Consider the following 26,980-nt stretch of genomic DNA (forward strand, 5'->3'; position numbering starts at 1 on the left):
CCGAGGTGTACGCAAATGCCATGAAGGCCGATATCCAGGGGCTGGCCGACGTCGGGGGCGAAGTCCTGCTAGTGGGAGGCGTCGAGAAGATCCCCGGCATCCAGAGAGTCCCCTCTAACGCGGGCCTGCGACGCACACTCGGCGGCACTCTGACGAGCCTGAACGTTCGCATGGCCGCCTCATGGCTTGAACACTGTGAGGACGGCAGGCTGACCTCGACTGCCACCAGTGACTCGTGGCAGCGGTGGGCTTCAGACGTAGCTGAGCCTGAGCGGTACAACCGGACGCCCATATCCGACGAGGACGTCATGGCGTTCATCAAGCGTGAGAACGCGTCGCATCCTGGCATCTCGCGGTCGCGACTTCTGCGTGCTCTACGTGACGGAAACCAGGCATGCGAGCAGAGTAGGTTCGCCAACTTGTACATCCGAGCTATGGGGGAACGGTGACAGAGAACGTCATCAAGCGCAGAGCCCTGCGCATTGAGCAGAACCCGAATATTCCCCTGTACCTGTTTGCCCTGGAAGCGCGAGAAATCGATCTCGTAGCCGATGTTGCACGGATCTCCCGGGATGAGGCCGGCAAGCTCTTTGGCTATCAACGTCCCGAAAAAAAGCAGCACGTTAAGCAAATTCTGGAGTACCTCGACGGTGAAGATGTGCTGTTCCCAAATGGGCTCATCCTCGCCCTGCCCACCACGGTACGGTTTAAAGGTAGTCGCGGCCCCAATCCGGGCGACGGACTGGCAACCATCGGAACCCTTGAGATTCCGCTACCGGAGTCGCGGGACGCGCCTCGTCCGGCTCTGATCGTCGATGGTCAGCAGCGAAGCCGCGCGCTTGCACTCACTCGGCGAACCACCCTTCCGATCACAGTGGCAGGATTTGTGGCCGAAGATCTTGACATCCAGCGCGATCAGTTCCTGCGCGTCAACACGGTGTCTCCTCTTCCGAGCAATTTGGTGTCAGAACTCCTCCCAGAAGTGAACACCCAACTTCCGACCAGGCTGTCCGCTCGAAAGCTTCCCGCGATCCTCGTTAACGCACTAAACCAGGACAATGACTCACCTTTCAAGGGGCTCGTTAAGCAGGCGTCAACGACGCCCGATAAGAAGTCAGACACTGTCGTCAAAGACAACAGCCTCATCACTGCGATCACGGAATCATTGTCACCTTCCGGTGTCCTTTTCTCGTACAAAAACCTAGCCAACGGAACCACCGACACTGCGAGCATTCGGAAGATTCTAGTTGTCTACTGGACGGCAGTGAAGGACACCTTCCCTGAAGCTTGGGGACTTCCTCCCGCCAAGAGCCGCCTTATGCATGGTGTCGGAATCAGGTCGCTGGGCCGCCTCATGGATCGGGTTATGGAGCGAGTCTTGTTTGATGCCGATATCGACTCGCCAGATATTAGCGACAGGGTCATGACTGAACTGGCGCTCATTAAGCCGCACTGCCATTGGACCAAGGGGCGCTGGCCTGAAATCAACACCCCTTGGAACGAGTTGCAGAACACTCCCCGCCATATCAGTATCCTGTCAAACTATCTGATTCGCGTCTATCGCGATTCGAGGATGGGTGCTTCGTGAAGTTCTACTTCCCAGATAGCCAAGATCAGATCTACCCCAGGTACGACTTCATCAATGATGAGTACCCAGACGAGCGAGTCCGCCAGAGGGATGACCTGTACGCCCATCAGGCAGTAAAGCCCGCGCCCTACGATGGGATACTGGTCAGCAAGGCCATCGTAGACGGATCGGTTAAGGGAGCCGGGAAATACAGCGCCCCTCAGAGGGACCGTCTCTACCGCGACGGCGTGAAGACCTTTTTCGGGCTACCTGACCCGATGCAAAGTCTCGGCGACTGCGGAGCCTTCAACTACATCAATGAAGAGTACCCCCCGTACAGAATTGAGGACGTCCTCCATTACTACACGGAGTGCCGATTCAACTCAGGAATCAGTATCGACCATGTCATCTTCGGTTATCGACCCGATGCCCCTGACAAGGACGTTGACCCGGCGTGGGTAAAGCGTCGTGAGATTTCGCTCGACTTGGCAGAAAAGTTCATCAAAGCTACCGAGAGTCACAATCGCCTGGTCACGGGCAGGAAGCAGCATCTGGAACCGGTTGGCGCGGCGCAGGGGTGGAGCCCGGCCAGTTATGCGGACAGCGTCGTCCAACTTCAGAAAATGGGCTACAACCGAATCGCCCTGGGTGGCATGGTTCCGCTGAAGACGCCGGAAATACTGGCTTGCTTGGAAGCGATCTCTGAGGTTCGCAAGAGTGGGGTCGAGTTCCATCTACTCGGAATCACCCGTATCGCCAGCATGGAACGCTTCGCCAAATATCATGTCACCAGCTTCGACAGTACGTCAGCATTCCGACAAGCTTTCATGGACGAGCGAAATAACTACCACACCGCCGACCGCTCATACCTAGCGATCAGAGTTCCCCAGGTTGATGGGAACCCTACCCTAAAGAAGTTGATCTTGGCGGGCGTGGTGTCGCAGCCGGCAGCCATTAAGGCCGAACGGGAATGCCTCAAATTGCTTCGCCAGTATGAAGCCGACGAGAACTTTGATGTGCAGGAGGTCATCGATGCCTTGCGCGCCTATCAATCTCTCATCGGTGACGCTAAGAAGCTGAAGAAGGTTGATGACTACAGGGACACTCTTATCGACCGCCCTTGGAATCACTGCCGATGCGAACTCTGCAAGAAGCACAAGATCGACATGGTTATCTTCCGTGGAACAGAGCGAAATAAGCGCCGTGGGTTCCATAACATGACGGTACTCGAAGCCAAGATGCGCAAGCTTCCACTCACATAATCGTCTAGACCTCGCATAGCACTCAAAGTAACTTAAACAGGAGATGATGTGGCCGACCGCTACGTACTGAAGGTTCCCGCCCTCAAGGTGCTCCAAGGCGACAAGGAGATCTACTGCTTCGCTGTCGACGGCAAGAAGTTGGAAGACTTTGCCGCCGTCTCGCGGATCCGCCGCGACAGCGAGAAGAAGCTGCAGGGGTACCAGCGGCCCGAGGTCCAAAGCCACATCCGCTCGATCCGCCGCTACCTTGAGTCCGAGGGGGCGATGCTTCCCAACGCTGTGGTTCTCGGTTTCGATGATCGCGTCACGTTCGAACCCGCGGTGCGCGGCGGCAGTGTGAGCTACTCCATCCCCGGCGAGTTGATCATCCCGGTCGACGAATCACTGGCTGATGAAGAGAAGCCGGCCTGGCTCGTGGACGGTCAGCAGCGCAGCGCGGCCATCAGGGACGCTGACCTTGCAGAGTTCCCCGTCGCAGCCGTGGGCTTCATTGCGTCTCAGGAAGAGCAGCGGTCGCAGTTCATCTTGGTCAACTCGACCAAGCCACTGCCCAAGGGGCTCGTGTATGAACTCCTGCCGGAGACCACCGCCAAGTTGCCGCGCTCGTACGCGCGCCGTCAACTCGCCGCGAAGATCATGGTCCTTTTGAATATGGGGGACGGTCCTTTCTGTGGAAGGATCAGCAGCCCCACATCGCCTACCGGCAACATCAAGGACAACAGCATTCTGAGGATGCTGGAGCACAGCATCTACGAGGGTTCCTTGTATCAGTACCGGAACGCTGAGGACGGTACCGGGGACGAGGAAGCGATGCTGGCGCACCTTCTGTCCTTCTGGACGGCAGTGGAGAACCTCTTCGAGGATGCGTGGAACAAGCCTCCCAAGGAGTCGAGGTTGACCCATGGTGTGGGCATCCAGGCCATGGGCTATGTCATGGACCGACTCACCACAGACGTCCCGTTCGACAAGGTCAACTGGGACAAGATCCGCATCACCCTGCGCCGACTCGAGAAGCACGTGGCCTGGACTTCCGGCACGTGGAAGTTCTCGGATGGTCAGGAACGTAGCTGGAACGGTCTCCAGAACACGGCCAACGACGTGCGACTCCTCAGCACCCACCTGCAGGCCCTAGTTAGCAAGTAGTCAAAGCTCTGCGGCATCATCTGGTGGTCTCCCTGAACAGATCGGGGAGACCACCAGTGCGTTAGCGGTTAGCTGCAACGGAGCGAAGACCGTTCACTGCTGCTCGCAGCATGGATGCTGAACCGCTGCCGTCTGCATAGTGGATGTACTTGGTGCGGGTGTGCTGCGTAATGAAGCCGGTTGCAGCGTGCTTCGCGCAGCGAGTTGCAATGACGACCAGATCAGCGGAACGAGCCTTCTGCCGGAGTTGAGCACTACCGACGTGATCACTGGCCATGGCGGCGTCCACTGCGGGGGCAAACTGCTTGATCTCCTCGGCGCAGCGCACGAGCACAGCTTCGTCCAGGGAGTACAGCAACACTCTCATGGGCGGCAGGTCCGAGAGCGACAACTCACGCTCGCTATCAGAGCCGGCCCGGTCCTGCCAAGGGAAGTCGACACCGAGTTCCCTTGAGAGACGCTTGGCGAACGCCAAGTCAGCTTCGTTGAGACGACCTTGATGCCGCCAGAGCGGCTCAAGCAGGTCGTATGCGAGCTTGCTGCGAGCCTCCGCGTCAGGGCATGCGACCAAGAACAGTCGGTCAACGAAGTCCAACGCAATTGATGCCCGCTCAGGGGAGACCCATCGGCTGCGATAGGCGCCGATCTCATCGAGAAGTTCGGCGTAGGTTTCCGCTGACGGGCCAGCTCGGAGTGCGATCTCCGCGAGCGCCTGGAGCACGGCGAGGTCACCTGGACCGAACCGGTCGAAGGCGACCGCATTCCGGATGAACGCATGGGCGGTCAGACCCGCCGGAGCTGCATATCCGACAGCATCGATGAACGCCCCAACCGCCCGCCAGGCCTCTTCAGCAGCTTGATTCTCCAGCCCGTCCAGGAACCCGGCGAGGGCCGCATCGTGAACTGCCGGCGGAGACCACGCAGTCCAACTGCGCTCCTCAACAGCCGACTGGCCCTCGCTGCTGCCCGCGGCTACCGCAGCGAGAAAGGTCGGCCAGGAGTCGATGGTCGCAAACGCTTCCGACGCGTCGCTTCCAGCAATCTGTGGCACAGGCTCTGCGACGACACGAGGTGCTGCCGCGTCATCGCTTTCGGCCAGGAAGCGTTGGGCGTCCTCCCAGATCAGTGAGGGCAGTTCGCCTATGCGGGCCCCGTTCTGCACGGCGTCCATGAGACGACGCAGAGCAGGCAGATCCTCAAGGACGGTGGCCGCCATCAGAAGAACGGTGACGGCCTGCGTGCCGAGCTTGCGCGCATCGGCATCCAGCAAGGCAGGGACGAACCGCCCCCGCTCTTCGAGCCTCGCCCGTGCCGCTGAGAGATCGCCCACCGCGAGAGGTTCCTCCAACGCCGCGAACACGGCGTTCAAGATCGCTTCCTTGACCGGGAGGGGAGGATCCTGCCGGATAGCGTCCGGCAGTTCAGGGAGCTGAAGGATCGCCTCGCTGCGGCCGAGACGATCAAGCCGCTTGATCCTCAAGCTTGCAAGGTTGGCTGCGGTAACACCACCAGCCGCTGCCAGATGGTCAAGAACCACGCTCGATGCGGCCTCGGCGCCCGCGGATAGAGATGCGTCGAACTCTGCAAGGAGCCGGCCGATCGGCTTGGCCACCCGCCACATCCTGGGAGGACGGCGAGCCTCGGTCCTCTGCATCAACTCCAGCGCCCAGGCCAGGTTCCGGCGATGCTCGAGAGTGCGTCCCGTCTCCAGACGGAAAGTGGTCCGATCACCAGCAAAGTCGCGGATAGCCTGCTCGATGGGATCATCGGGGTCCAGCCAGGCGGGCTGGATACCGACCTGCTCGTCATACGCGATGTACGTCGGGCCAGCGAAAGCGCGGATCAACTCAGCCGTCTTTGCTCGCTCACCAGGCTCCCGGGCAATGACGTACACGACGAATCGATCACGGTCCGTATACACGCGTGGAAGGACCACAGGCGCGTCGTCGTCGCGTCGAATGGCCTCGACGAACGGCAGCGTGCGGTCCTTGTAGCGGTAGTCCGGATCGAAGCCCGGCCAGACGCCGTTTCCTGGACCGAAGAACCGGTGCAAGAACCCTTCGAGGGCTTCTCGCTGCTGATTCTGGGGCTGCGTCACGAGCCACTCCTCCACCGCTGTGTCAGGTCCAGCCGCGCTTGGCCAGCATCCGGCCCGCCCACCTTGTAGGTGACCAACTCATCGTTCTTCGCCATGCCGCGCACCGTGTAGTTCATCGACCCGGTGAGAATCCACTCCTGCCCACACAACGTCTTCTCGTGGATGTCGGGGTCGCGCTGGACATGCACGCCGTCCAGTTCTGGGGCCTCGATCCGACGCAGGAACGCATCATTGTGCGCGTCAGGGCGCGTGACCACGTGGACACGGGCCCCGGCTCCAGCGATGCGCAGGAGCGTGTCTGACAGCCGCCATCCGCTGGGCGGGACGTCACCAAAGAATGCGTCATAGGTGCCGTGGCTGTTGTCGATGACCTGGACATCAGTGATCCATGGCGAGACCAACCACAAGTCACTGCTCGGGTTGAGCATCTCTGCCATCAGCGCAGCGGACAGTATCGAGTCGATGCGCAGCCCTGTACGAGCACCTGTGCGCACGGTTCTGCTCAGATCCTTCACTGGGTTGCCTCCCGCAACTCCACCCGTACACGGAGCTCGTCTCGATGTCTGACGTAGCCGCGCACCTCGCCATGGACGCGCAGGACATCCCGGTCCACCGGCAGCGCCGGCACGCGCACTAGGGCTTCCGCCAGGGCTTGCGACTCGCCTGCGGGACAGATGAGGTCCGCGGCGCCGCTGTCGGTCATGGCCTTCTGGTATGCCAGGACCCAATCGCTCGTCGTGACGTCAACCTCGGGCAGGCGGTCGTTGTGAGCCTCGCGCACAAGCAGCCGATCCAGTACGGGGGCGTCCGCGTAGGGCTGGTAGTGCTGGAGATCCTGCGTGCGAGCTTGTCGTCCACGAGGCCAGAGCATGCTGAATGCCTGGTCGGCTGTCAGCCGCTTGTTCCCGCCGACGTTCAGTCGGTTGTCGCCGACCGCGAAGGCAATGACGTTCGCGTCGACCTCTACACCGAGCCTCTGCTCCAGTCCGGCCCACGCATCGACCATGGCGAGAGCTTGCGCGTCAGTGTCGGGTCCGGTCCCCGGCCGGAGAAGGCGGGTCGACAACGCTGAGACCGCAGTGCGACGGGGACGGCCGTCCAACTGTTCCCACGCGGCCAGGAGAGAGTTCAGGGCCTTCTGGGCCGCTTCGGCATCCTCGGCTCCTCTCAATGCGCGCATGGCTTCTGCGGCATCCCCCCCAGGCTCGTCGGCCAGGTGACGGAGCAACTGGGTGAGTGTGGCGTCTACGTACTCGTAGTCGCTTGGGGCCAACGCACTGGTGACAAGTCCCCAGAAACGGCGAGGGTCTTCCCCGTAGAAGCGCACCAGGCTCTCTACAACCCCCAGACCGCCTACGGAGGTCTCGCTGAGCCACACGACAGTGGGCGCGCTGCTGGTGGAACCGGGCGCCACGTCGACGATCAGGTCCCCGTCCTGCGAGTCGGGGCAGGCTCTCTGCGCAGCGGAGAGGATCGCCGCGGCCACCGTGTCGCGATAGGTGCGCTGAGCCAGGTCCTCAGTCCGGACAGCAGTATTCGGATCAACGAGGTGTTCCGCCGCACGGTCAACAGCGGCGAGCACCCGTGCGTCTCGCAGCAACTCCGTGAGCCCGTCGATCAGCCGTGCATTCTCGACAGCGTGGTCGGCGTCGCTGTCGTCGCGGTAGAGGACGCTCAGGATGCGTGACAGTTCCCCAGTCCACGCTCCGTGCGCTAGTGCTGCTCGGTTCTCCTCGGCGGTGCGAGATTGCTTGATGCCTTCGAGCGCAAAGGCCGTGAGATAGACCTGGCCAAGCCATGCACGCTGGAACTTGTTCGCGACGTCCTCGAGCGCAGGGTCCTCGGCGAAGGTGTACGAGAACGCGAGTGACCGCCACTGCGGAGACGACAGGTACTCCCTGACCGCAGGTTCCGAGGTGTTCAGGGGCCTGAGCAGGATCTGCACAGCGTCGACGCCAAGTCTGAAGCCTAGGGCAGCTGGCTTGCCGTGCAGTTCGTAGTAGACCTTACGTGTCTCGACTTCTCCGCGCTCGAGCGCCACTTGGCAGTCGGCGCCGATGGTCATGCGCCGCATCTCGATGGGGTTGCCGGCAGCGTGCGTGGCGAAGCGGACGGCCTGCACGCGCTCGTGCCAGAGAGACGGGTTCGGAATGTCCGCCGGGGCCGGTGGCGCCTCCTCGGACACAACGATCTGAGTACCCCATATGGGGAGCCCTTGCGACCGGTCGGAGACCTCCTGGCCTGGCTGCTCCAGCTTCAACTGCGTGGGCCGGAAGACCTGAAGTCCCTCTGATGCGTAACCATCGGGGTGCCAGGTTCCTTCAGGATCGGCATGCTGCACGATCTGGGTCAGCGGCAGAGTGCTGCTGCCGGCCGGCGGAACGGGCAACCATGTGCGGTGCTCATCACGGCGGTGCCCGAATCGTCGGCTGACGCGTCCTGGTACGGCCTCACGTAGCGCCCTGGCGATTGGCAACTGTTCCAACGTGTCGTTCGTACTGAACGGCAAGAGCAGTTCGACCTCGGGCAGGTTCAGCGGCTCGAAGAGTGAGCGCGTGATGAACTCGGGTAGGAGGGAGCCTTCCTTCGCGCCCGGATCAATGCGCTGGAACGACCAGTCGCTGCGCAGCCGCCGCAGCGCGGTGGGAACGACAGACAGCAGCAGCGATCGAGGTTGCTCCCACAGTAGGGCCTGGACCTCGTCTGCGTCGATCAGCAGAGCCCTCCCCAGGTGTTGGGCAAGTTCGTCCTGCAGATCAGGCTTGTCGAGGATCGCCTGCAGCAGCGATGTCAGCATGTCGTGACCTGGCCGGTCCTCATTGCGCACGGCATGGCCCGTAGGGGCTTTGAGGATCTTTCGGGGGTCGGCCCACAGTTTCTTGGAACGTAGCTTGCGGCTCGCCCAGTCCAACAGGGCCTGGGTGGCTTGGATCTTGAGTACGAAACGGTTGCCGATCGGCAGGCTTCGTGCAGCTACCTGAGGTGCGAAGAGGGTCTCGTACGCCTGGTACGCAAGTCGGTCCCGGCCGTAGTCCGAGAGCGTGACCACAGTGATCGGCCTTGTGCCGCGCTCGCGGCCTGCGCGACCGCGGCGCTGGATGAACGCGGCTGCATCACGGGGCGCCTTGTGCTGGAGTACCAGGCCTACGCGTGGGTCGTTGAAGCCGACTTCGAGGGCGGCTGTCGCTACGGTCAGGTTCGCGTCATGGTCGACCCCGACGTCCTGAGAGGACGTACGGCCGACATGCAGGTGGTGGAGTTGCAGGGTCGGGTCGAGGTCATGCCCGATCTTCTCGGCGATGTCCCAGGACTGACCGTCCATGTAGCGCGCAGCATGCTCGTTACGTTCCGAAGAACGCAGGCCCGCAAGTACTGGCCTGCGGCCGTTGCGGCGGCCTGCCCGGTTTTGCCCGCCTTCCGCATCGCGCAAGTCATTGTAGAAGCGGTTGGTGACGTCCAGATCATCCGTGAAAAGGAAGCCCGTGGATCCGTACAGGTATTGCTTCCTAACCAGGTCGAGCATGCGGCCGTGGAGCATGGCCGTTTGGATCGACGTAGACAGCAGGCTTGTTCCGGACACCGGGTCGCCGCGCAGCGCCAGGGCGTACTCACGGCCCTCGGACTTCATGGCCTCGTCGGCCGGTTCAATTGGGTCGACATCGCTCGGACGAAGGCCGACAAGTTGAGCGAAAAACTTATCCGCGTCACGAAGGGTCGCAGAGAGACCGACGAACGTCATGGGGCGGCGTGCTGCCTCACGCCAGCGTCGCAACAGTAATGCCACCTGCGCGCCGTGAAGACCGCTATAGGTGTGGACCTCGTCGAGCAGCACGAGGGAGGGAGCGGAGTTACTGCCGCGCCACCCGAGCAACCACTCCAGGTAGCTGTCACCGCTACAGCGGTTCAGCATCTCCGTAGTGGTGAATAGCAGATCCGGCGGGCTCTTCTTGAGGGACTCCCGGGTGAGCGCCAGGCGCCCGTCCTTCAAGGTGTAGCCGCACCTGGTGCAGGTCAGCCGCTCCCGGCCTCGCCTTCGGTCCTCGTCTGTCCACTGGAGTTCCCCAGTTCCGCAGTCCTGGGCGGGGCAGGGCAGAAACGGGCACACGACGCCGTGGGGAGTGCGCTTCCAGGCAGTGGCGAGCCCTGAGTTCGGTTCCAACCTCCGGTCCTGGGCATTCCACGGGGTGTCACCGTAGAGTGCGCCAACGCGGATAGGACGTCGCCTGCTCTCGTGCAGCGCCTCCTCGACGTCTTCGACAGAGCGGATCGACTCTCGAAGCTGGTCGCGCAACAGTTCCTTGCGGGGGTAGAGCGCCAGCGTGTGAACGCGCTTTGCCCCACCCGGGTGCGCGTGTTCCGCCATCGCTGCGAAGGCCGGCAAGTAGAACGAGAGTGTCTTGCCGCTACCCGTGCCAGCGCCGACGATAATTCCCTTGGACCTCTGAGAGCTGAGCGAGGTGAACACGCAACAAGTGGCGTCCAGTTGGAAGCGAGCCAGTTTGCGGCCCCTCACCAGGGCTGCCGCCACGCGCTCTTGCGCCTCCCCCCAGTGGGGTAGCTGCGCGAGTTCGCGGAGAGCGTCGGATGCCGGTATATCTCGGTGTGGGTAGCGTCGCGGCGCTACGTGCAGTCGGTAGTCAGCGACGAGGCGCCGCTGATGCTGCCACCAGCCAGGCCGTTCCTCCTGCGCCCAGCCACCTCGGGCAAAGAGCTGCCGAAGACCAGTTGTGAGCCTGAGTGACTCCGCCAAGCGGGTGCGATACCGCGGCGGCGACGTCACAGGCACCGGCACCTCGAACAGCAAGGCACGGAGCAGGAACTCTTCCAGCACAGCGTCGACGGACATGTCGGCCGGGGCAGCCTCGTGACTGTGCAAGAGACTGTCTATGGTCTCTATCACCTCGGCCTTAGAGAGGGCCGCCTCCGTGACGCCCCAGGCCAGCAGTGGCAGTTCACGGTCTTCCAAATGGTTCAGGAGTTCGTTCGCGAAGCGTACGTCGAGGTGCTCTGTCACGCGCCCGTCCTCTGCAAGGTGATGTGGATGTCCATCTCGAACTGACGCAGCAGCGCAATGTCGTCGTCTGTGACGTCGCGGAGCGTGGGACTGGGGCGCTTCTCAAGCACTTCCAGGAGTCTCAATAGCTCACTGGGGGGATCACTCTTGTCGTGCAGGGACTCCGCGAGGAGGGCGTACGTGCTGGTGAAGAGCGTGACGTCCGCCTTAGACAGGTTCTTGGTTGCCACCGCCTGACGGAGTTCCCTCTCCCGGTTGCGTGCGGCCTCGCGCTCGTCGTGCGAGAGCATGGGGATCCGGGCCAGGGGAAGGGCGGCGACCTGTACCGTTGCCCAGGTGACCCATGCCGCGCTGCTATCACCCTTCAGCTTGCCCGCGAGTTCCTGAACCTTCTTCCTGGCCGTGTTGAAGACCGCGTCACTGGGCAACCCGTTGAGGGCTTTCCGCTCGAAGGCTGTGCGGGCGGCATCGATGCCTGATAGGTCGGGCTTGTGCGCTGCCCCCAAGGCCGCAAGCGTATGACTTAGTCCAACTTGGGTTCTGAGTTCGGCCAGCCCCGCGCGGAGTTCCTTCGAGCGGCTCAGAACCCGAGCGGCCTCCTTCTCCCCGACGGCGCCTGCAGCAATCTGGCGGGCACGGTTTTGCAGCTGTACGGCCTTGTCGTACACAGACAAGTTGGTCACTAGTCCTCCCCGTCGTCTTCGGCGGACGGGACAGCGGTGAGCGCCTGCCACTCCACACAGATTTGCCCCACGTCTTCCGCGGCACTGTCACCTGCGGAGCCACTAGACCGTGACTCGGCGCTGACAAGAGCAGCGTCCAGCCAGTCGTTACTGGCAATGAGCAGTTGTTGAATCAGCTTGAGCGAGTCACCACGGTCCTTGACAACGGCAACCAGTTGCGCGTGATAACGAGTTGAGGAGTCGCGGCTGTCGTCGCCTCCCTTGGCCAGGTCGTCTTCGAGTGCAGAGATGACCTTCCAGTCCGCGTTCTGGGCACCCTGAAGCAGGGCATCGAACTGACGTGTCTGTTCGGCCGTCAGCGGCAGTCCCACTTCTCGCGCAGCACCGAGAACGTCGCGGATTGCAGCCATGGTCTGTACGCCAGTGGTACCCCGAGGCTGACAGCTTCGAATCGAGTTGAGTAGTTCTTCGTGGCGGTTGAGTTGGTCCTCGAGGATGGTTGTCCAGGACGCGAACCCGGTGACGGCCGGCTTCACCCATTTAGGGATGTCCAGCGTCTCGGCATCCCAGTTCCACGATGACGCGGCCCTGTCGAGCAGAGGAAGAACGCGTGCGGCATCAACCATGTTCACCGCACCGGTGCCCTGGGCGATACCGACGGCGTAACGGAGTTGCTTCACAAGTTCAGGACGCGCTCTGAGGTGCCCACGGAGCACGTCCATCCACTTCTCTCCACGGATACCACCGTCCTCACGACGCCACTCTTGCCCGTCATCAAGCGCGGCGGCAATGAGCCGCGAAAGAGACATTCCGGGCCATGCCTTGCCAGCCAGTGCCGCGCCAAGAAGCGATGCGCGGAAGCCCGCAACGAGGTGATGGTCGGTGACCTCCATGTGCCGCTGCAGCCGTGCAGTGAGATCTCGGCCGTACTTCTCTGCCAGGAACGCCAGCCGTCGGATGTCCTCGGCTCGCGCCGGGAGCTCCCGCTCAGCTTTCAGCAGGCTGTCGAAGAACCAACTGTCCTTTGGGCGACGAGAGAAAGTGATAGGGGCATTTTCGACGCCGGGCAAGTTTTCCTTCGCGCCCTCGATGGAGACGATGGTTGCCTTGGTCGGCCAGGCCGCCCTCCGCAACTCGGTGCTACCCACCTCCCGCATCAGAGGTGAGTTCCACTGGTACCTCTGCAAGACCGCAGTGGAAACAACGACTCGGATCCGATTTGCGGTGGCAGTATCCAGGCCGCCTTCGCGGGTGAGCCACTCGTCCACCGTCCCCAGCATTCGCTGAAGTTCCCTGGGAAACTCGTCGCGTTTGCCACTCGCTCCTGTCTCAGGCTTCGACTCGCTGGCACCCGTTTGCTCCCGGACGGTTGCAGAAGCAGGCGGACGGCTTTGCCCTTCTTCACCACCCAGCGGCTCCAGGGAGAAAGCCTCCAGGATGGTTGGGTTGAGGCTGTTCGCATGCTCAGGGGCGTCTCCCCAGAACTCGAGCACGAGGTTCCGCCGCTCCGCAGAGGCAGGGTCGTGATCATTCTCGGCTACGAAGCCGAGCGCGTCGCGGCTGACGAACTTGTCGAGCTTGGTCGGCCTGAACCGTTGCCGGAACATGGGGTCGGGGAACTCGCCCTGCTGCATGGCAGTGGCGTGTTCAACCAAGACCGGTCGCACGACACTGCCCAGCACGACACGGGGGTTGAAGGACCAAGGCTTGGCCTGGTCTGCCGTTGAGTGGACGGCCCTTACGAGAGATGACTCGTTGAACGGGTACAAGCCGTAGCCGTCAGAGGTTACTCCGAATGCCTCGTGGCACTCCGTTCGCAACGGGCAGGTCGCGCATTTGTTGGGGACCTCGTCGTTGCCCGCACGCTCCAGTTCATCGCGGCCCAAACGCCCAGCATTCAGGTAGCGGCCGACGAACGAGGCGATTTCTGTGCGTCCTGTCTCCTCCGGACTGAAAGGAACGTCCAGATGGTAGACGTAGCCCGTGCCGGCCTGGATGCGGGTTAGGGCTGTCTCATCCAAGGATTGAAAGTAGCCCGTGGTCACGGCCATGAGTGTGCGGATGGGGGCGAGAGTCGTCTTGCCCTCACGGTTCGCCGCTTCTACCACGGCATCTAGGAGGTCTCGCTGGACACCTTGGATAAGAGCGAAGTCCTCGATGAGTAGGACGATCTCCTTGCCCTGCCGGTGGTACTCCTCTCGAACCTGCTTCATCGCATCGAGCAGCCGACCTGCCCCAAGATTAGCAGCACTCTTGATAGCAGCTTCGAGGTGCCTGTTGAGTAGGTCTACCGCAATGCCCTGAAGGTCGCCGCGTGTACTCATTGTGCCGAGCAGCCGTTGCGCCATTCCCGACGCGGATTGGATGTCTCGAATATCGAGCGGAAGATCGCTGACGCTGAACCCTTCGGGGCGGTCCGCCTGCCCGTCCCGGCGATTGTGAATCAGTTGATGAGCCAGTTCAGGCACAAACTTCCCGGGGGCGAGCAACTCCGCACGGACGTGGGGATCGAGAAGCACCGCAGCCAGCTTGCCGGGACCCACAAGCATTCGAGCCAAAGGGCGTGACTCTGAGTTCGGGGAAGTACCTTCGAGCGCCTCGCTCAGTTCATTGAGGATGCGCCTCGCCAGGGACTCCTCGTCGACGTCCTCGGTAAACCGGTTGATGTCCTCTTTGAGCTGAGCCAGCTCGTTACTCTCAGCCTTCGCGATCAGGGTGCTGACGACTGCCTTGAGGCTGGTCTTGGACTTCTCGAGGTAGATGACCTCTCTTTTGTCCGCGCCCTCCTCCATCACGGCCAGTTGCTCGCGCACCCATCGGACTAGATGCGACTTACCTGAGCCAGACTCACCGACGACCGGCATAAGCAGGGCTCCGCTGTCCGCTCGGAGCGCCATGAAGTCTTTGAGGACTGCCTTCTCACCGATCGGGTCGCCCTCGATGGCGAGTTCTTTCCCGTCCATGATCCGGGCGCGCTTGATCCGCAACGGCGCATGAGTGGCCAAGAAGACCGACCGCGAAGGGCTGACCGCCTCAGTGTTGATGGTGGAGGCTGCCACTGCTGGTTCCCAGCAGAGCATCCTGCGGAAGTCAGCCATCGGTGGGCTCCAGGATCGTGATGTCGCTAACGGGGCGTGGACTCGCGGGCCGTTCAGGATCGTGCAGGAGAAGGATCTTCCGAGCATCATCGTCATGCTCCAAGCGAAGCCACTTCTCGTCGTGGCCACGCAGGAGAGCAAACGAGAGCGCAGTGCCGGCCACACTGTCGCCCGGACTGGGGATCCCCACCGCGAGCGAGTGTGCTCCGCCAGGCAGCACCGGCAAGTGCTCTCGCAGAACCTGCAATGCCTCAACGGCATTGACGCGCTGGGCTGGCTGCCACAACTCGAGCACTGTTTGCTTGACGGCAAGGGTGCAGTCCGGGACCAGTGGGCCGCTGCCTTCAGTGCGAATGACAGGAGCAGCGGCAAGGCCAACGGCAGTTGCCCAATACCCGAAACGGACCCATCGGGTGTTGTTGGCAAAGAGCGGCAGCACGTCGGCCTTCAACAGCCTGCGGTCCTTACCGTCTTTCTCATCCAGGAGTTGTTGCGCGGCGACCCAATCAATCGGTTTCCCCATGGGGTCGTGCACCAGGAACCAGGCCAGTGCACGAGTCAGGTCTCGAGGCCCTGTCGCGTCGTTGTCAGCCCCCAACTCTGCGTTGTAGTCCGCCTTGAGGACTGCGTGGCGCAGGATACGCGTGTAGGTCTCCAGATCATCGCTGCTGGCGAGAGTCTTGGTCGAGCCGGCCAGTGATAGCTCTTGCCGATCGGCATCGACCTGCACCAACCCCAGGACCTGCAGGGAGCTGAGGGCACAGTCGAAGGGCGGCTTGGTCGACGTGTCCTCTGAGCGCAAAGAAGGAGGACTGACCAGCGCCCGTGCCTCGTCCATGGCGATGCTCTTCCCCAGGTAGGAAAGAAGGCGCACCAGAGCCCATGTCTGAGAGGGAATGGCTGCGTCTACGTTCAGGAGAGTCATCAGAGTTCCTCCAAGGCACGGCGGATCGACAAGTTCGCCGGGTGGACATCGACGAGTGGCGTATCTCGGCGCTCGGGGTGGTGCATGATCCGTGGATGGATCAGGTAGGTCGGTGCATCCCAGGCGAATCGCGTCGCAATTTCAGGCCCGGGTGACACTGCGTTCGCGTCCGCCATCCAGATAACAGGGCCATGCCAGTCCGACAGGAGAGCGCCGTCATCGTCAACGATCACGGTGCGAGTCCGCGCTGTTGTCTGCAGTTGGCTTCTGAGGTGGGTATCCATGCCCGGCCCCCCGACCACGGCGATCCTGCGACGGACAAGGCTCTCTACCAGACGTGCCGCCAAGGCCTGGTAGTCGGCGTTTTGCCACCACAGGCTCAAGCACTGATGGTCCCCGAAGTACGGCATCAGGGGGAGACGCCCATGGTGCTCGGATGTGGGTAGCAGAGGGCGCGGCTCCCCAGCGAGCCGGTAGAAGCCTGCAGGCAGAAGCTTGGCAGTGGCCCTGCAGTGAGGGCATCCACGGCAGGTGATACCTGTGCGGCGAAAGCCCTCGCCATGCGGGACCCGGTAGTACGACCCCAGCACTTCGCCGATGCATTGATTGCCTCGCAGAGCTACTTTCAGTTCTCGCAGGGCCGAAGCGCGACCGCGTAGCAGTTTTTGGCGCTCAGTTTCAAAGCGAGCAAGGAAGTACTCGCTGTTTCTTGCGTCGGAGTCGAGGAGTTCCACGTCTGCGTAGCCATCAGCTGTCGTGTAGAACTGGTCAAGTCGTGCCTTCCAGACGACATCCGACTCACCTTCATCCCTTCCGGGTGGCTCTGGTGGGTGGACGGCCACAATCCCTGATCGCACCATGAGGTTGAGGATCCGGATGTTCCATTGCCGGTTCCGTTGAAAGCCCTCGTTCATGTCAGGGGGGTAGGAATCGAGACTGACGCGGTGACGATCTTGGATCGTAGTCCTGCTGTGGAACATTGCCTCCCACCGCTGCCACGCGCGCGGGGCGCCGATGACCACCTCGTCGCTCATGTAGTTGGCGATCTCTTCGTCATTGCGCGTGGTGGCCAGATACGCGATTGAAGGGCTTCCGTTGCGTCCTGCTCGGCCGACTTCTTGGTAGTAGCGGTCCACCGTCTCTGGCAGGCAAGCGTGCACGATCGTCTTTACGTCGTCGAGGTCGACGCCCAGGCCAAAGGCAGAAGTACCAACCACGATGTCGAAGCGTGTCTCCACGTCGTCTTCGGCTGTCTTGCCGCCCCATCCCTCCAAGGCGTCGCGGCGCTCGGCATCGGTGGAGTCACCGGTGACGCTCGCTACGCGGCGAAACCCGTGGCCGTGAAGACGGCCCGCCCACTCCTGCGCATGTTCGACCTTGGTTGTGTAGAGGATCATCGGCTTCGGCAAGTACGAGACGGCATCAAGGACTGCGGTCTGCCGGTCGGTTTCGCTCTCGAAGGCGTCAATGTAGTAGCTCGGCTCATGGCGAAGTTGGGAAGCCCAGACGATCCTCGCCCGTTGTGGCGAGGCAAACAGTGTGTCGAGTGTCTCCACCTGTTGCCCAGTGAGTGTCGCGCTCATCGCGACGGTGACTGGTTGCCGGCCTGCCGGGGCCTTGCTGAGCCAGATGCGACGGTGGCTCGACATGGTCTGGAACTCGGTACGGAAGTTGTTGCCCCACTGCTCGACCAGGTGTGCTTCGTCAATCACGAAGTAGTTGAACAACCCGGCCTCAGCGGCGTCCTCTAGAGGTCCCTTCAGGCTCCGCACGAGCGCTTCAGGCGAAGTGAACACGAGCCGTTGGCGGCCTGCGGCGATGTCGTCCCGCATTTGTTGTTTGTCTTCGGGAGACAGGCCGCTGGTGTACGCGTACCGGCGTGTGGGGCTGTGCTGTCCGTACCGTTCAAGGATCTTGAAGGCGCGCCGTTCCAGGTCTGCTGCGAGAACGCTCGTAGGCACGACGACTACCGACACGCCGCTGCTCGTGCTCGCCAGAAGCGCGGGGGCCATCGCAACTGCGGTCTTCCCATGTCCCGTGGGGAGACAGATGACCGTGGTGCTCCCCGGTTCGGCAAGCGCGATAGCCCTGGCGGCTTGTCGCTGGCCGGTTGACACATAGTGACTATGATCATCACCGAGGGCGGTCGCGAAGAACGGGTCGGCCGGATATGACTCCAGCTTGCGACGGTGTGGCGAGTCCTCGCCGAGATGGACCTGGCGAAAATCCTCTTGAGCCGCATGGCGGGAAACGTCGTCGGGGACGGGCGGATGCCACGGCAGCGCGCTTACCCACAAGTCGGCGCCGCCATCGCGCATCCCGGTTTGGCAGCGCATTTCCTCCCACTGTTCGCGGGTAGGCAGCCGTGGGAGGAGAGGAACCGTGAACCCCGTTGTGTTCTCTCGTGCTTGAGCTTCGAGCAAGATCTGCCGAGCCAGCGAGGCAACGTCTTTCCACCCGCTGGACTCACTGGCCAGAGCATCACGGAGCCTGCGCAGCGTCCCCTTCGCCTCGGGAAGTTCTGGGAGGTGCTGAAGGTCCCGGTGCTCCGACAGGTGGTTGAAGAGCCTCTTGGCGCCGGTCCAATTGTCAGTCGCCACGACGGATCCTCCTGAGCCCCGTCTTCACCAAGCACGTCGCAGAAACGAGCCGAACCTTCGGGTCGCTCAGTCCCTGCACCAGCGCGTCAGTGATATCAACATCTAGCAGGTAGCTCTCTTCGCCTCCCAAGAGTCGACCCGCTGCCTGGCGGGCTTCCGCCTGTGCCCTCGTGACCGTGAGGCGTGCCCGTCCCTGTTGCTGGGCCAGGTCGCACTTGTCGGCCAGGTTGGTCACTCGCCTGAGTTCCGCTCGGGCGACTGTTTCAGCACCACGTGCAGATGCTTCGTATCCGGGCTGCCCGTCGAACAGGTCCATCAACTCGTGGATGTTTCCGGAGTTGTAGTTGTGGTCCGTGGCCCTGTAGCGGGCATCCAGCCACTTCTGAGTGTCTCCGTTGGCCAGGGCCTCGGCAGCTCCGGCCGGCACCCATACCTTCAGCGTGAACGGTGGGAGGAGTTGCTCAGCCTGGCGCCTCAAAGCTGCTTCCGCGTCGCGGGGCTCTTGCACGAGCGCCAGCGCCAGCGTGAGCGCCGAGGAGATGTCGGCTTCGACGAGGTAGTCGAAGCCGAAGTAGGGCTCCGGCTCTCCCCGGTGATTCACATCAGCGCGCCAGAAGGCCGTGGCCTGACCGCGGTCGTCGAACCAAACAACGTTGGCAAGTGTGTCGACGAGCGGACTCCCGATACGGAATAGACGTGTGCCGGGGGCTTTGAGCGCCTCAGACCGACTGAACGTGCCCTTGGCCATCTCATCCGTGAGGTTCTTGCGGTCGTAGAGGTGAGGGGAGATGAGCGTGCGCGACTTTAGGTCGAAGACCTCGCACATCACGTCATTGATCTTGCGCTCGGCGTGGCGGAGTTTGATCCCGTCCGAGCCGTCTTGTCCGGTGTATCCGAGCATGTCTGTACGGGTGGCGCCCCAGCTGGCCTCGAACGTCGCCAGCCGCTCGGCGAAGTCGATGTCGTGAGGGGATGTGTCGAAGATCGACTCAAGGGTGTCCATGCTGTCGATCTCACGGCGGGCTTTGGCGAGTTTCTCGTGAACAGTCTCGGCGAAACCGGGCAAGCCTTCCGGCCCATGCTCGAGCGCCTCCGCCCAGACATCAGCGAGACCTTCCGCGATGGCATCCTGGAGCGTGGACACCGACCCGTCGAAGATGCGGTACCCATCAGTGAGCAGGGACAGCCACGCTTCGGTGTGTGCTTCAGTGTCCGTGAGCACGAACTGGCGTGGTGCTTGGCGCTGCTGGTGGGACTCAACGTAGCGGTCGGTGCGGCCGAGGCGCTGCTCAAGTTGATTGGGTGACCATGGCAACCGCACGTGGATTACGGTCTGGGCGGCCTGGAGGTTCAGCCCGTCCTCTGCAGTGTCGTCCGCGATGAGAACGGCAGCCTTTTCGCTGGGTTTCCGCCATGCAGCAGTGGCCAACTCAGACACGTGAGGGCCCGCGCTTCGGGTGTGCTCAAAGAAGCCGACCTTGGAGAAGCGTGCGCGCAGGCGTGTGGCGAGCGCCGAAGCGAGTGAGCCTGGGCCACAGAAGACGATGATGTGTCCTCCCTTACGCAGCGCGGGGAGAAGGGTGTTGATCAGAGCGTCGACTTCAGAAGCGCGATCCTCGTCCGCGATCTCTGATTCGAGACTCGCCAGGTTCTTTGCCTCGTGGGGCGCCACTGGCACGTTGGAGACGTGGTTCCGCTCGCGGGCACTCAGGCCGGCGCGGTCAGCGGCGCCTTCGTCACCACGGACCCGCCATCGAAGGGCGTCGAGATAGTCAGCAGACGCGCCACCGAGACGGGACGCGAGCACGGCCAGGGCAAGCGCATAGTCGTTGCGCTTACTCTCAAGCCCCTCATCGAGGAGATGGCCCCACAGTTGGGTCTGCCACTCCAGGAGGCTGTCCGCGGCCGGGGAGTATGACTCGGCCGTCAGCTTTGCCGGCTCGGCACGACCGCGCACCTCGTAAGGGACGGCCGCCGAGTCGTCGTTTTGGCGCAGGACGTTCGACCTGCGGTGCCTGATCACGCGGCGGTGCAGTCGGTACGTCTCACTGATGTGCGCCCGAAGCGCGGTGACGCGAGCCGAGAGCTCCGGCATCCCCGTCTCATCGAGGAGGCTCCCCTCCGCGTCGAGGAGGTCGAGCACCTGGCCCGCCAGGTGCTCGAAGCGGGTGTCTTCCTGAGGCAGCAGCGCCTTGGTGATGTCGATCGTGGACGGCAGCAGTGGGTGGAAGTCTGCGTTCAGGCTGAGGACGTGGTCGGCCAACTCGGCGCGGTGGCTGTACCGCTGCTCGAACGCCTCTCGCTCGCTCCACTTGTATACGTCGGGATCAAGCAGATGCAGGAGGCCCAGGTGCGTGGTGTGGCTGGAAGTAACTGGCGTGGCGGACAGCAGCAAGAGCTTCGACGCTGAGTGCGCGAGATCGCGCAGTGCCCGATATGTGGGATCTGTATCGTCACGGTCTTGCACCAGTAGATGAGCTTCATCGACCACGACAAGAGCACTCTCTTGGTACTGCTCCCACTTCTCGGGGGATTCATGCGAGGTGATCCGTACGCGCCTCGGGAAGTCATCGGTGAAGAACTTCGTGCGCAGCTCGGTTCCCCACTGTCGGCGCAGCGAGTCAGAGGTGAGGATGACCACGCGCGCCTGCGGATCGTCGATCAAGGTCTGCAGAATCACGTACCCGGCCTCAATGGTCTTGCCGAGTCCGACTTCGTCTGCGAGGAGATACCGCTGGACAGGGTCGGACAGCACGGTCAGCGCGGCGCGAACCTGGTGAGGATAGGTCTCGACAGCGGCCGCCAGGAGAGCCGGGGTGCTGGCGCTGGCTGCGCGCTGGGTGACCAGGTTGTGCAGCATTGGGATGCGCGCGTTGTAGAGGTGTCCGGATTCGTTGCCTCCAGACACCAGGACCTGAAGAGGGTCGCGTACCGGCCTGTTCCACCGCACGCGGAGTTCGGACTCGGGTAGCGGCATGTCGAAGTCGGTGTTGGGAAACCGGATGTAGTACTGGCCGCCTGTGTGGTCCCTTACCCGCCCGGCCAGCCACTCTCCGGTGCTGGGGTTGCGCCGGAATACGCGGGTCTCCGGCTTGAGTCGCACGCGCTCGCAAGCGGCTACCGGGACGGTCTGTGACTCTACCTCGGGCTCGGCCGTGGACTCGAAGAAGTCCACGCGCAGCGAGCCGCCGGTTACCGCGCCGACCCGTCCTATCCCAGGAGCCCCCCGAAATGCAACGAGGTGTCCGACTGTGAAGCCCGAAGACATCCTTCTTCTCGCCCCCCACCTGCTCGTTTACCAACGGGGATGAGCCTATGCGCAGGCTCTGACAACAGGTTCAACGGACAAGGCTCGAAATTCGTATGCACATTCGAAATGGAGTGAGGGGGTAGCGTCCTCCGGGTACCCCTCGCGTGACGTATAGGGTCAATACCGGGCAAATGAAGCGCGCTTGATCTCGTCTGACGTCCTAGGCGGCGATCGAAGACGGCCGAAAGAACACCTTCGAAAGGTCGGGGCGAGCCAGGTACAGAAGGTCGTCAGATTCCGGCGGCCGCTCCAGCCGCTCGCCGCAGCGAGAGAGTGAGAGCCAGATGAACTGCAGCGATTCATCCGTCTTGGCGCGATCCGTCTGTTCCAGGATGCCGACCCGGTGGCCCGCGCGGGCTGTCTGCACCCTCGGCGTGGGAGCGATTCCAGCCAGAGTTCTGAGGGCGGGATACACACCTGACGTCAGTGGCGGGTTGTACTGTCTGGGCGCCTACCCCGCCGTCCGCTCACGGAGGGATTTGGCGCAACTCGTGCTTCACCAGACAGAGAGAAGATCGTGAACGTCCCCGCTCCTGCCCCTATCGCGACCCTGGTCGCCTATGTCGCGACCATTCCCGCGGCCAATCTTGCTGTTACACACTTCGGAGCCGTCCCGGTGGGCTTCGGCTACGCGGCCCCAGCCGGTGTCTACATGGTCGGACTGGCCCTCGTCCTCCGTGACCTTGCGCGGGAGACCGCCGGCCGCAGGGCGGTCCTCGCGGCGATAGTCATCGGTACCGTCCTGTCGTACTTCCTTGCAGACCCCGCGCTCGCGATGGCGTCAGCCGCGGCATTCGCCGTTGCCGAAAGCATGGACTTCGCCGTCTATGAGCCTCTGCGGGAACGTGGCCTGCTGATCGCAATGCTCGCCTCGAACGCAGTCGGTTTGCTGTCGGACAGCCTGCTGTTCCTCAAGCTTGCATTCGACTCCCTGGAGTACCTACCGGGACAGATCCTCGGCAAGGCGTGGATGACCCTCGCAGCGGTAGCGGCCCTGACGCTTCTCCGTCGCCGAAAGCGCGCTGCGGCCGTCCTTCCTGAGGCTACGCATCACTGACCCTGGCCAGGACCCGAGGCGCTTCTTCCTGCACCTCGGGGATGGAGTATCCCGCTTCTTCCATCCGGCCCCCGCTCCAGCGACAGCACAGTACTCAGGTTGAACTCGTAGAGCCTGACGGTTCGTGACCCCTGCGGTACGACGGATCACGAGGTACGCGCAGCGGGGTGGGTACCCGTCGAGCAGGAGAAGCGGGAACGACTGAGGCTGGAGGCGGCCGAGCGGTTTGAGCGCGGTGATGATGCTGCGGTATTCGCGGCCGATCTGCGCTGGCGCGACGGCGGGATCGCGGCGCTGAAGTCGAAGGGGCCGGTGTCGCGGGAACGACTGTCGGCCCGGGAGTGGGAGAGTCTGGAGGTGGAGCTGAAACGGGGTCCGCTGGCCCACGGCTTACCGATGACAGCGGTGGACGCTGGGCCCGGGATCAAGACCCTGATCGGCAGGCTGTTCCACAAGAGCTACACGAGTCAGGGGGTGGCCAAGCTACTGTCGAGATGTGGAAGGACGAGGTGTGGCGAGTAGCTGCCACGTACATGGGGCGCCTCCAGTCCGAGGTGGAGTCTCCTTGTACAAGCCGCCAGCAAACCAAGGAGCTAGGCGCAGTACTCGTGCACGGATAGAAGGGACGGCGGCATGGACGTTCCCCTCATACCCGAGGCGCGCAGCCACGGCTTCGGCCTCGACGTGGACGGGAACGCTGATTTCGTTTCTACTGCCGGCACGAGGTTGAGCACGAACGATGCGGCGGTCCAGAGATTCGCCAGATGATCGGAGCTAGAAACAACTCGCTTGGCAGCAAAGCTATGTGACGCCCCGGCACCTGTCTGAGTCACTTGCTCTTGCCCATCCATCTCCGATAGCGTCGTCGCAGCAACGAGGGCCCCACCATGCCAATGGTGGGGCCCTTTTGCGTCCTCCCGGATCCGGGAGGACTCGAGTGTCGCGCACCGCCGTCTTCAGGTTCCTAGGCCGGGGAGACGGTGGTTGCGCTTCGAAGAAGGGACATCTCGTGACTGCCTACCATGGCACACCGTCTAGCGGGGAGTCATCCCCCAGGAATCCGGCTACCAACGGTCTGATTTCGGACGTTCCGACCGGCACGGCCTCGGTCGTGCCACGCGAAGGCGTGCACATTCAGATCGGCGGACGCACCGTCTTGGCGGTGTACGTCTCGCCGGTGATCGCGGCGGGTGCATCCCTCCTGCTCGGGCTAGCGGGCTGGGGCTACTGGCCTTGGTAGCGGGATCCTGAGTCAGGATCGGATGCGGAGTAACAACCCTGGCGGCTGTGGAATGACGGCTGGACGCTATTGGCTGGTGCGGGGTGCCGTTGGCCAGTAGGTCGCGGAAGAATCACTCAACTGCCCGACTCGGCTGGCCATATCAAGGTTGTGCAGTCAGCCGCTCAGCGGCTGGCTGCACAACAGCAGTAACTCCTCATCCAAGGAGCGGGGCAAAGACCGTACGCCACCCCGGTGCAAGGGCCGTCGCGGCAACCTGTGCGTCGCGGTCGCCGTAGCACCATCGCTCCCAGAGCCGGCCTCGGGCAAATGAGGAAGCCATTCCGATGCGCGCCCGGGTGAGAACGACGGCCGGCGACTCAGGCAGCATCTCCAGGACGGTGTCCATGGCGAAGAAGAGGCTCGTCTCCTTGACCAGGCCTGGGTTGCCCGCGCAGGTCGCTGAGCGCGCACAGAAGATGGTGTCAGCCCAAGCCACTGAGCCCGGTTCCCTGAAGACTCGGCGGCACGCGGTTGCCAGGCGACAGCGGATGTTCGCGGCCGAGTTGCTGACGGAAAGGCTCGTTGTGCTGTGGCATCGTCCGATGCGCACAGCCACGGCGACTCCATGATCTACGCAGACTCACGCCCCCTGCCATCCCGCAAGCCACTTGACGCTACGCAGCGGCCTGGGCTGTCTGAGGTCGGGCGCCCAAGGTCTGACCCAGCGCCCGTTCGACCGAGACCAGGATGACCACCCGCTCAGGGTCCGGGGCTGGCGTACGGCCATATCGCTTTCCGTAACAGGCAACCGCCTCTTCGACCACAGCCTCGTCGGTGCGCACCTCCGCGACCCCTTCGAGCGTGGCCCACCGGCCGCCGTCGACCTGGCAGACGGCTACGCGGGCTTCGCCCCCACCCGCGAGAATGTTGGCCACTTTACGGCTCGATTTGTGGGTGATAACTCGGGCCACTCCAGCGTCGACATCCACCGTCACACCGACGGGCACGACATGCGGTCGCCCATTGGGCCGCAGCGTGGTCAATGTGCACAGATGGTGCTCACTCCAGAACTCCAGGTAACTGTCCGGCTGGGTGGATATCGCGTTCGACATGACTGAAAGCGTAAACGCCTCAATTGCCCGAACCGCCCCAGAGTGACCGCCGCCACTCCCCTTCCCGGCAGCCATTTTTTCCACTTCGCTGCCGTTTGCGCACCCCTTCGCCTCGCCTAAAGTCTCGGCTTGATAACGGAGTCACCCAACGGCTCGAAAAAGTTGATCCGTTCACGCCAGACCTTAAAACTGCAGTTCAAGGCCTCGTACGGGATTAAACAAGGTTGTTTTACGTCACTTTGACCGGGCGAAGTTACCTGCCGTCTACACGAATCGATCATGTTCTTCAGGCCATGTCTTGTCTGAAGCGTCACGTACTGTCCAAAGAGGTTCCCGGGAGCTCAACGGGGCAGCCCCGCTCGGGGTGTCAGCGCGTATTCGCGTACGTGACATCCGAGCGCGGTGGGAAGCCCTGGATGCCCTGGCATCCCTTCCCCCTGCGAGGGGGCTTGGTGGGGCGCAGGAGCACCGACCGCGGTCGGTTCCGGCGCCGGGAGCCGGTCGTCATCGACATGGGCGCGGTGTCGCCCGGCTCGGGGGAGCCATAACAGCCGGTTGGAGGCATTACTCAGTGTGGTCGGATAAGAGTGGTCGAGCCACTTCGGAGCCCAAGGTTCCCGCTCAGGACGGAGTCAAACGCCGTCGCCTTGGGCGCTGGCGTACAGCCACGGCCCGGACGGTGGAGAAGGATCTGCACCGTCTGATTCGGCGGGAGCTGCAAGACCTCGGGGTAACTCCCCCGCTCGACGTTCACAACCTTTGCAAGAAGCTGAGCCGGCGGCGCGGGCGCCCGCTGTTTCTGCGTGCAGCTCCGCTGCCCAAGCCCGGCCCCTCGGGCATGTGGGCGGAGTACGACACCTACGACGTGATTCTGTACCAGCAGGAGACGACCGAGCTGCACCAGGATGGGATCATCCTGCACGAGGTCGGACACATCCTCGTGGCGGAGAACGAGAAGGCAGCCGAGGACTCCGCTCGCGAGGTGGAGGCGGGTACGCCGGATACCGCCCCTGACGAAGACGCGGCGGCCATCGACGTGGAGGGGTGGGCCACCCTGCTGCCGGTCTTCGGGACCGAGGCGGTCAAGCGTGTCGCCCAGCGTTGCTCGTACGACGACGGCGAGGAGTGCTCCGTCGAACTCGTGGCGACGATCATCCTGGAGTGGTCGGCCCTGCTCGCAAACTCCACTCCTCCGGCTGATGATCCCGCCCTGCGCCGGGTCGAGGCGGCTCTTGGCGACCGGCGAGGATGGCTGTAACTCGTGGAACTCCTGCTCCTGGGGCTCCTGGCCGCACTGGTCTGGAAGCTCTACCAGTGGAAGCGAAGCCCGCATGACGCACCTCTTCGCTCGGTCACCCTCTGCCTGTTCTGCGCTGCGCTCTCGTACCCCGTAGCGATGCCGGGCGGCGCGTCCGGAGTCGACACCGTCGCCGGCCACGGGACGGCGAAGCTGATCCAGAACGTCCTGTTGCTCCTGACGGTCTACTTCCTCATGTGCTTCTACCTCTACTCCGCCGCTGACGAAGAAGCGGGGCGTCGGCGGGCACGCAGGGAAGCCGTGCTCATTGGGGTCGTCGCAGTCGCGATCACCGTGGCTGCGCTGTCGGTGCCGCACGAGGTCTTTGCCGGCAGCTTCAGCACAGCCGACATGACGATTCCCCAGATCGCCTTCTTCTACGGCGGCGCTGGCCTCTACCTCATGTATGCCCTCGGCATGGCGTTTCGGTGGACTCGCCGATACGCCCGCATGTCCCGACGCCCGCACTCCACCGGGCTCTGGATGACCGCCATCGGTCTAGGCCGTGTATCGAAAATGGATCCCGGCATACAGAGGCCGAGCAGTCATGGTGCGGAATCGAGCAGCCGGCCGGAAGGGCTTCAGCCGGTGG

The 26,980-nt window shown here is 62.9% G+C and carries 17 protein-coding genes; 7 read left to right on the forward strand and 10 right to left on the reverse strand.

Going from position 1 to position 26,980, the window contains the following annotated elements:
* The first annotated feature begins 20 nt into the window (after window positions 1-20).
* Genes ABT025_RS30855 through dbpB (ABT025_RS30870) form a run of 4 tightly spaced genes read left to right on the forward strand, consistent with a single transcriptional unit; the run spans window position 21 to window position 3,972 of the window.
* On the forward strand, window positions 21-449 hold the full coding sequence (locus tag ABT025_RS30855; protein WP_351001628.1) for a hypothetical protein: 429 nt from the start codon (window positions 21-23) through the stop codon (window positions 447-449).
* Window positions 446-1,588: a DGQHR domain-containing protein DpdB gene (gene dbpB, locus ABT025_RS30860; protein WP_124282443.1), complete on the forward strand. Its 1,143-nt coding sequence runs from the start codon at window positions 446-448 to the stop codon at window positions 1,586-1,588. Before ABT025_RS30855 ends, dbpB (ABT025_RS30860) begins: the two co-directional genes overlap by 4 nt.
* Entirely contained in the window at window positions 1,585-2,829 is a 1,245-nt protein-coding gene (gene dpdA / locus ABT025_RS30865; RefSeq protein ID WP_351001631.1) for a tRNA-guanine transglycosylase DpdA, read from the forward strand. The genes dbpB (ABT025_RS30860) and dpdA overlap by 4 nt, the downstream gene beginning before the upstream one ends.
* 48 nt (window positions 2,830-2,877) lie before the next feature.
* Window positions 2,878-3,972, forward strand: a complete 1,095-nt coding sequence (gene dbpB, locus ABT025_RS30870; protein ID WP_190874357.1) for a DGQHR domain-containing protein DpdB — start codon at window positions 2,878-2,880, stop codon at window positions 3,970-3,972.
* 61 nt (window positions 3,973-4,033) lie between these two features.
* Here dbpB (ABT025_RS30870) and dpdD read toward each other — a convergent pair whose 3' ends face one another.
* From dpdD to ABT025_RS30915, 9 genes are all read right to left on the reverse strand, one after another.
* Entirely contained in the window at window positions 4,034-6,070 is a 2,037-nt protein-coding gene (dpdD, locus tag ABT025_RS30875) for a protein DpdD (protein ID WP_351001634.1), read from the reverse strand.
* Entirely contained in the window at window positions 6,067-6,585 is a 519-nt protein-coding gene (gene dpdK, locus ABT025_RS30880; protein ID WP_351001636.1) for a phospholipase D-like domain-containing protein DpdK, read from the reverse strand. Before dpdK ends, dpdD begins: the two co-directional genes overlap by 4 nt.
* On the reverse strand, window positions 6,582-11,084 hold the full coding sequence (gene dpdJ / locus ABT025_RS30885) for a protein DpdJ (protein ID WP_351001638.1): 4,503 nt from the start codon (window positions 11,082-11,084) through the stop codon (window positions 6,582-6,584). Before dpdJ ends, dpdK begins: the two co-directional genes overlap by 4 nt.
* On the reverse strand, window positions 11,081-11,758 hold the full coding sequence (locus ABT025_RS30890) for a hypothetical protein (protein WP_351001640.1): 678 nt from the start codon (window positions 11,756-11,758) through the stop codon (window positions 11,081-11,083). Before ABT025_RS30890 ends, dpdJ begins: the two co-directional genes overlap by 4 nt.
* A gap of 8 nt (window positions 11,759-11,766) precedes the next feature.
* Window positions 11,767-14,865 (reverse strand): protein DpdH, encoded by a 3,099-nt coding sequence (gene dpdH / locus ABT025_RS30895; protein ID WP_351001642.1) that lies wholly within the window; start codon window positions 14,863-14,865, stop codon window positions 11,767-11,769.
* A complete protein-coding gene (gene dpdG, locus ABT025_RS30900; RefSeq protein WP_351001644.1) occupies window positions 14,858-15,790 on the reverse strand; it encodes a protein DpdG in 933 nt (310 codons plus the stop codon). Before dpdG ends, dpdH begins: the two co-directional genes overlap by 8 nt.
* Window positions 15,790-18,390 carry a protein DpdF gene (gene dpdF / locus ABT025_RS30905; RefSeq protein ID WP_351001646.1) on the reverse strand — a complete coding sequence of 867 codons (2,601 nt, stop codon included), beginning with the start codon at window positions 18,388-18,390 and terminating at the stop codon, window positions 15,790-15,792. Before dpdF ends, dpdG begins: the two co-directional genes overlap by 1 nt.
* Window positions 18,380-21,658, reverse strand: a complete 3,279-nt coding sequence (dpdE, locus tag ABT025_RS30910) for a protein DpdE (RefSeq protein WP_351001648.1) — start codon at window positions 21,656-21,658, stop codon at window positions 18,380-18,382. The genes dpdF and dpdE overlap by 11 nt, the downstream gene beginning before the upstream one ends.
* A gap of 202 nt (window positions 21,659-21,860) precedes the next feature.
* Window positions 21,861-22,067: a hypothetical protein gene (locus ABT025_RS30915; RefSeq protein WP_351001650.1), complete on the reverse strand. Its 207-nt coding sequence runs from the start codon at window positions 22,065-22,067 to the stop codon at window positions 21,861-21,863.
* A 150-nt stretch (window positions 22,068-22,217) separates the two neighbouring features.
* Between ABT025_RS30915 and ABT025_RS30920 the strand changes: the two genes are divergently transcribed.
* Window positions 22,218-22,757, forward strand: coding sequence for a VUT family protein (locus ABT025_RS30920; protein ID WP_351001653.1), 540 nt, complete (start codon window positions 22,218-22,220; stop codon window positions 22,755-22,757).
* 1,896 nt (window positions 22,758-24,653) lie between these two features.
* Here ABT025_RS30920 and ABT025_RS30925 read toward each other — a convergent pair.
* Window positions 24,654-25,091, reverse strand: coding sequence for a pyridoxamine 5'-phosphate oxidase family protein (locus ABT025_RS30925; RefSeq protein WP_351001655.1), 438 nt, complete (start codon window positions 25,089-25,091; stop codon window positions 24,654-24,656).
* A gap of 838 nt (window positions 25,092-25,929) precedes the next feature.
* On the opposite strand from ABT025_RS30925, the gene ABT025_RS30930 reads away from it, so the two are divergent.
* Together ABT025_RS30930 and ABT025_RS30935 are read left to right on the forward strand one after the other, a co-directional pair.
* Window positions 25,930-26,349: a hypothetical protein gene (locus ABT025_RS30930; RefSeq protein ID WP_351001656.1), complete on the forward strand. Its 420-nt coding sequence runs from the start codon at window positions 25,930-25,932 to the stop codon at window positions 26,347-26,349.
* A gap of 3 nt (window positions 26,350-26,352) precedes the next feature.
* Window positions 26,353-26,980: MAB_1171c family putative transporter (locus tag ABT025_RS30935; RefSeq protein ID WP_351001658.1), on the forward strand; the 628-nt coding region annotated here is incomplete at its 3' end.

It is taken from the genome of Streptomyces sp. NPDC002809 (assembly GCF_040295435.1).
Taxonomy (GTDB): domain Bacteria; phylum Actinomycetota; class Actinomycetes; order Streptomycetales; family Streptomycetaceae; genus Streptomyces.

Excerpts from the sequence above, each read along its gene's own strand:
- ABT025_RS30925 (WP_351001655.1), bottom strand. The coding sequence starts at position 25,091 with ATGTCGAACGCGATATCCACCCAGCCGGACAGTTACCTGGAGTTCTGG.
- ABT025_RS30930 (WP_351001656.1), top strand. The coding sequence starts at position 25,930 with ATGTGGGCGGAGTACGACACCTACGACGTGATTCTGTACCAGCAGGAG.
- dpdE (WP_351001648.1), bottom strand. The coding sequence starts at position 21,658 with ATGTCTTCGGGCTTCACAGTCGGACACCTCGTTGCATTTCGGGGGGCT.
- dpdH (WP_351001642.1), bottom strand. The coding sequence starts at position 14,865 with ATGGCTGACTTCCGCAGGATGCTCTGCTGGGAACCAGCAGTGGCAGCC.
- dpdG (WP_351001644.1), bottom strand. The coding sequence starts at position 15,790 with ATGACTCTCCTGAACGTAGACGCAGCCATTCCCTCTCAGACATGGGCT.
- ABT025_RS30855 (WP_351001628.1), top strand. The coding sequence starts at position 21 with ATGAAGGCCGATATCCAGGGGCTGGCCGACGTCGGGGGCGAAGTCCTG.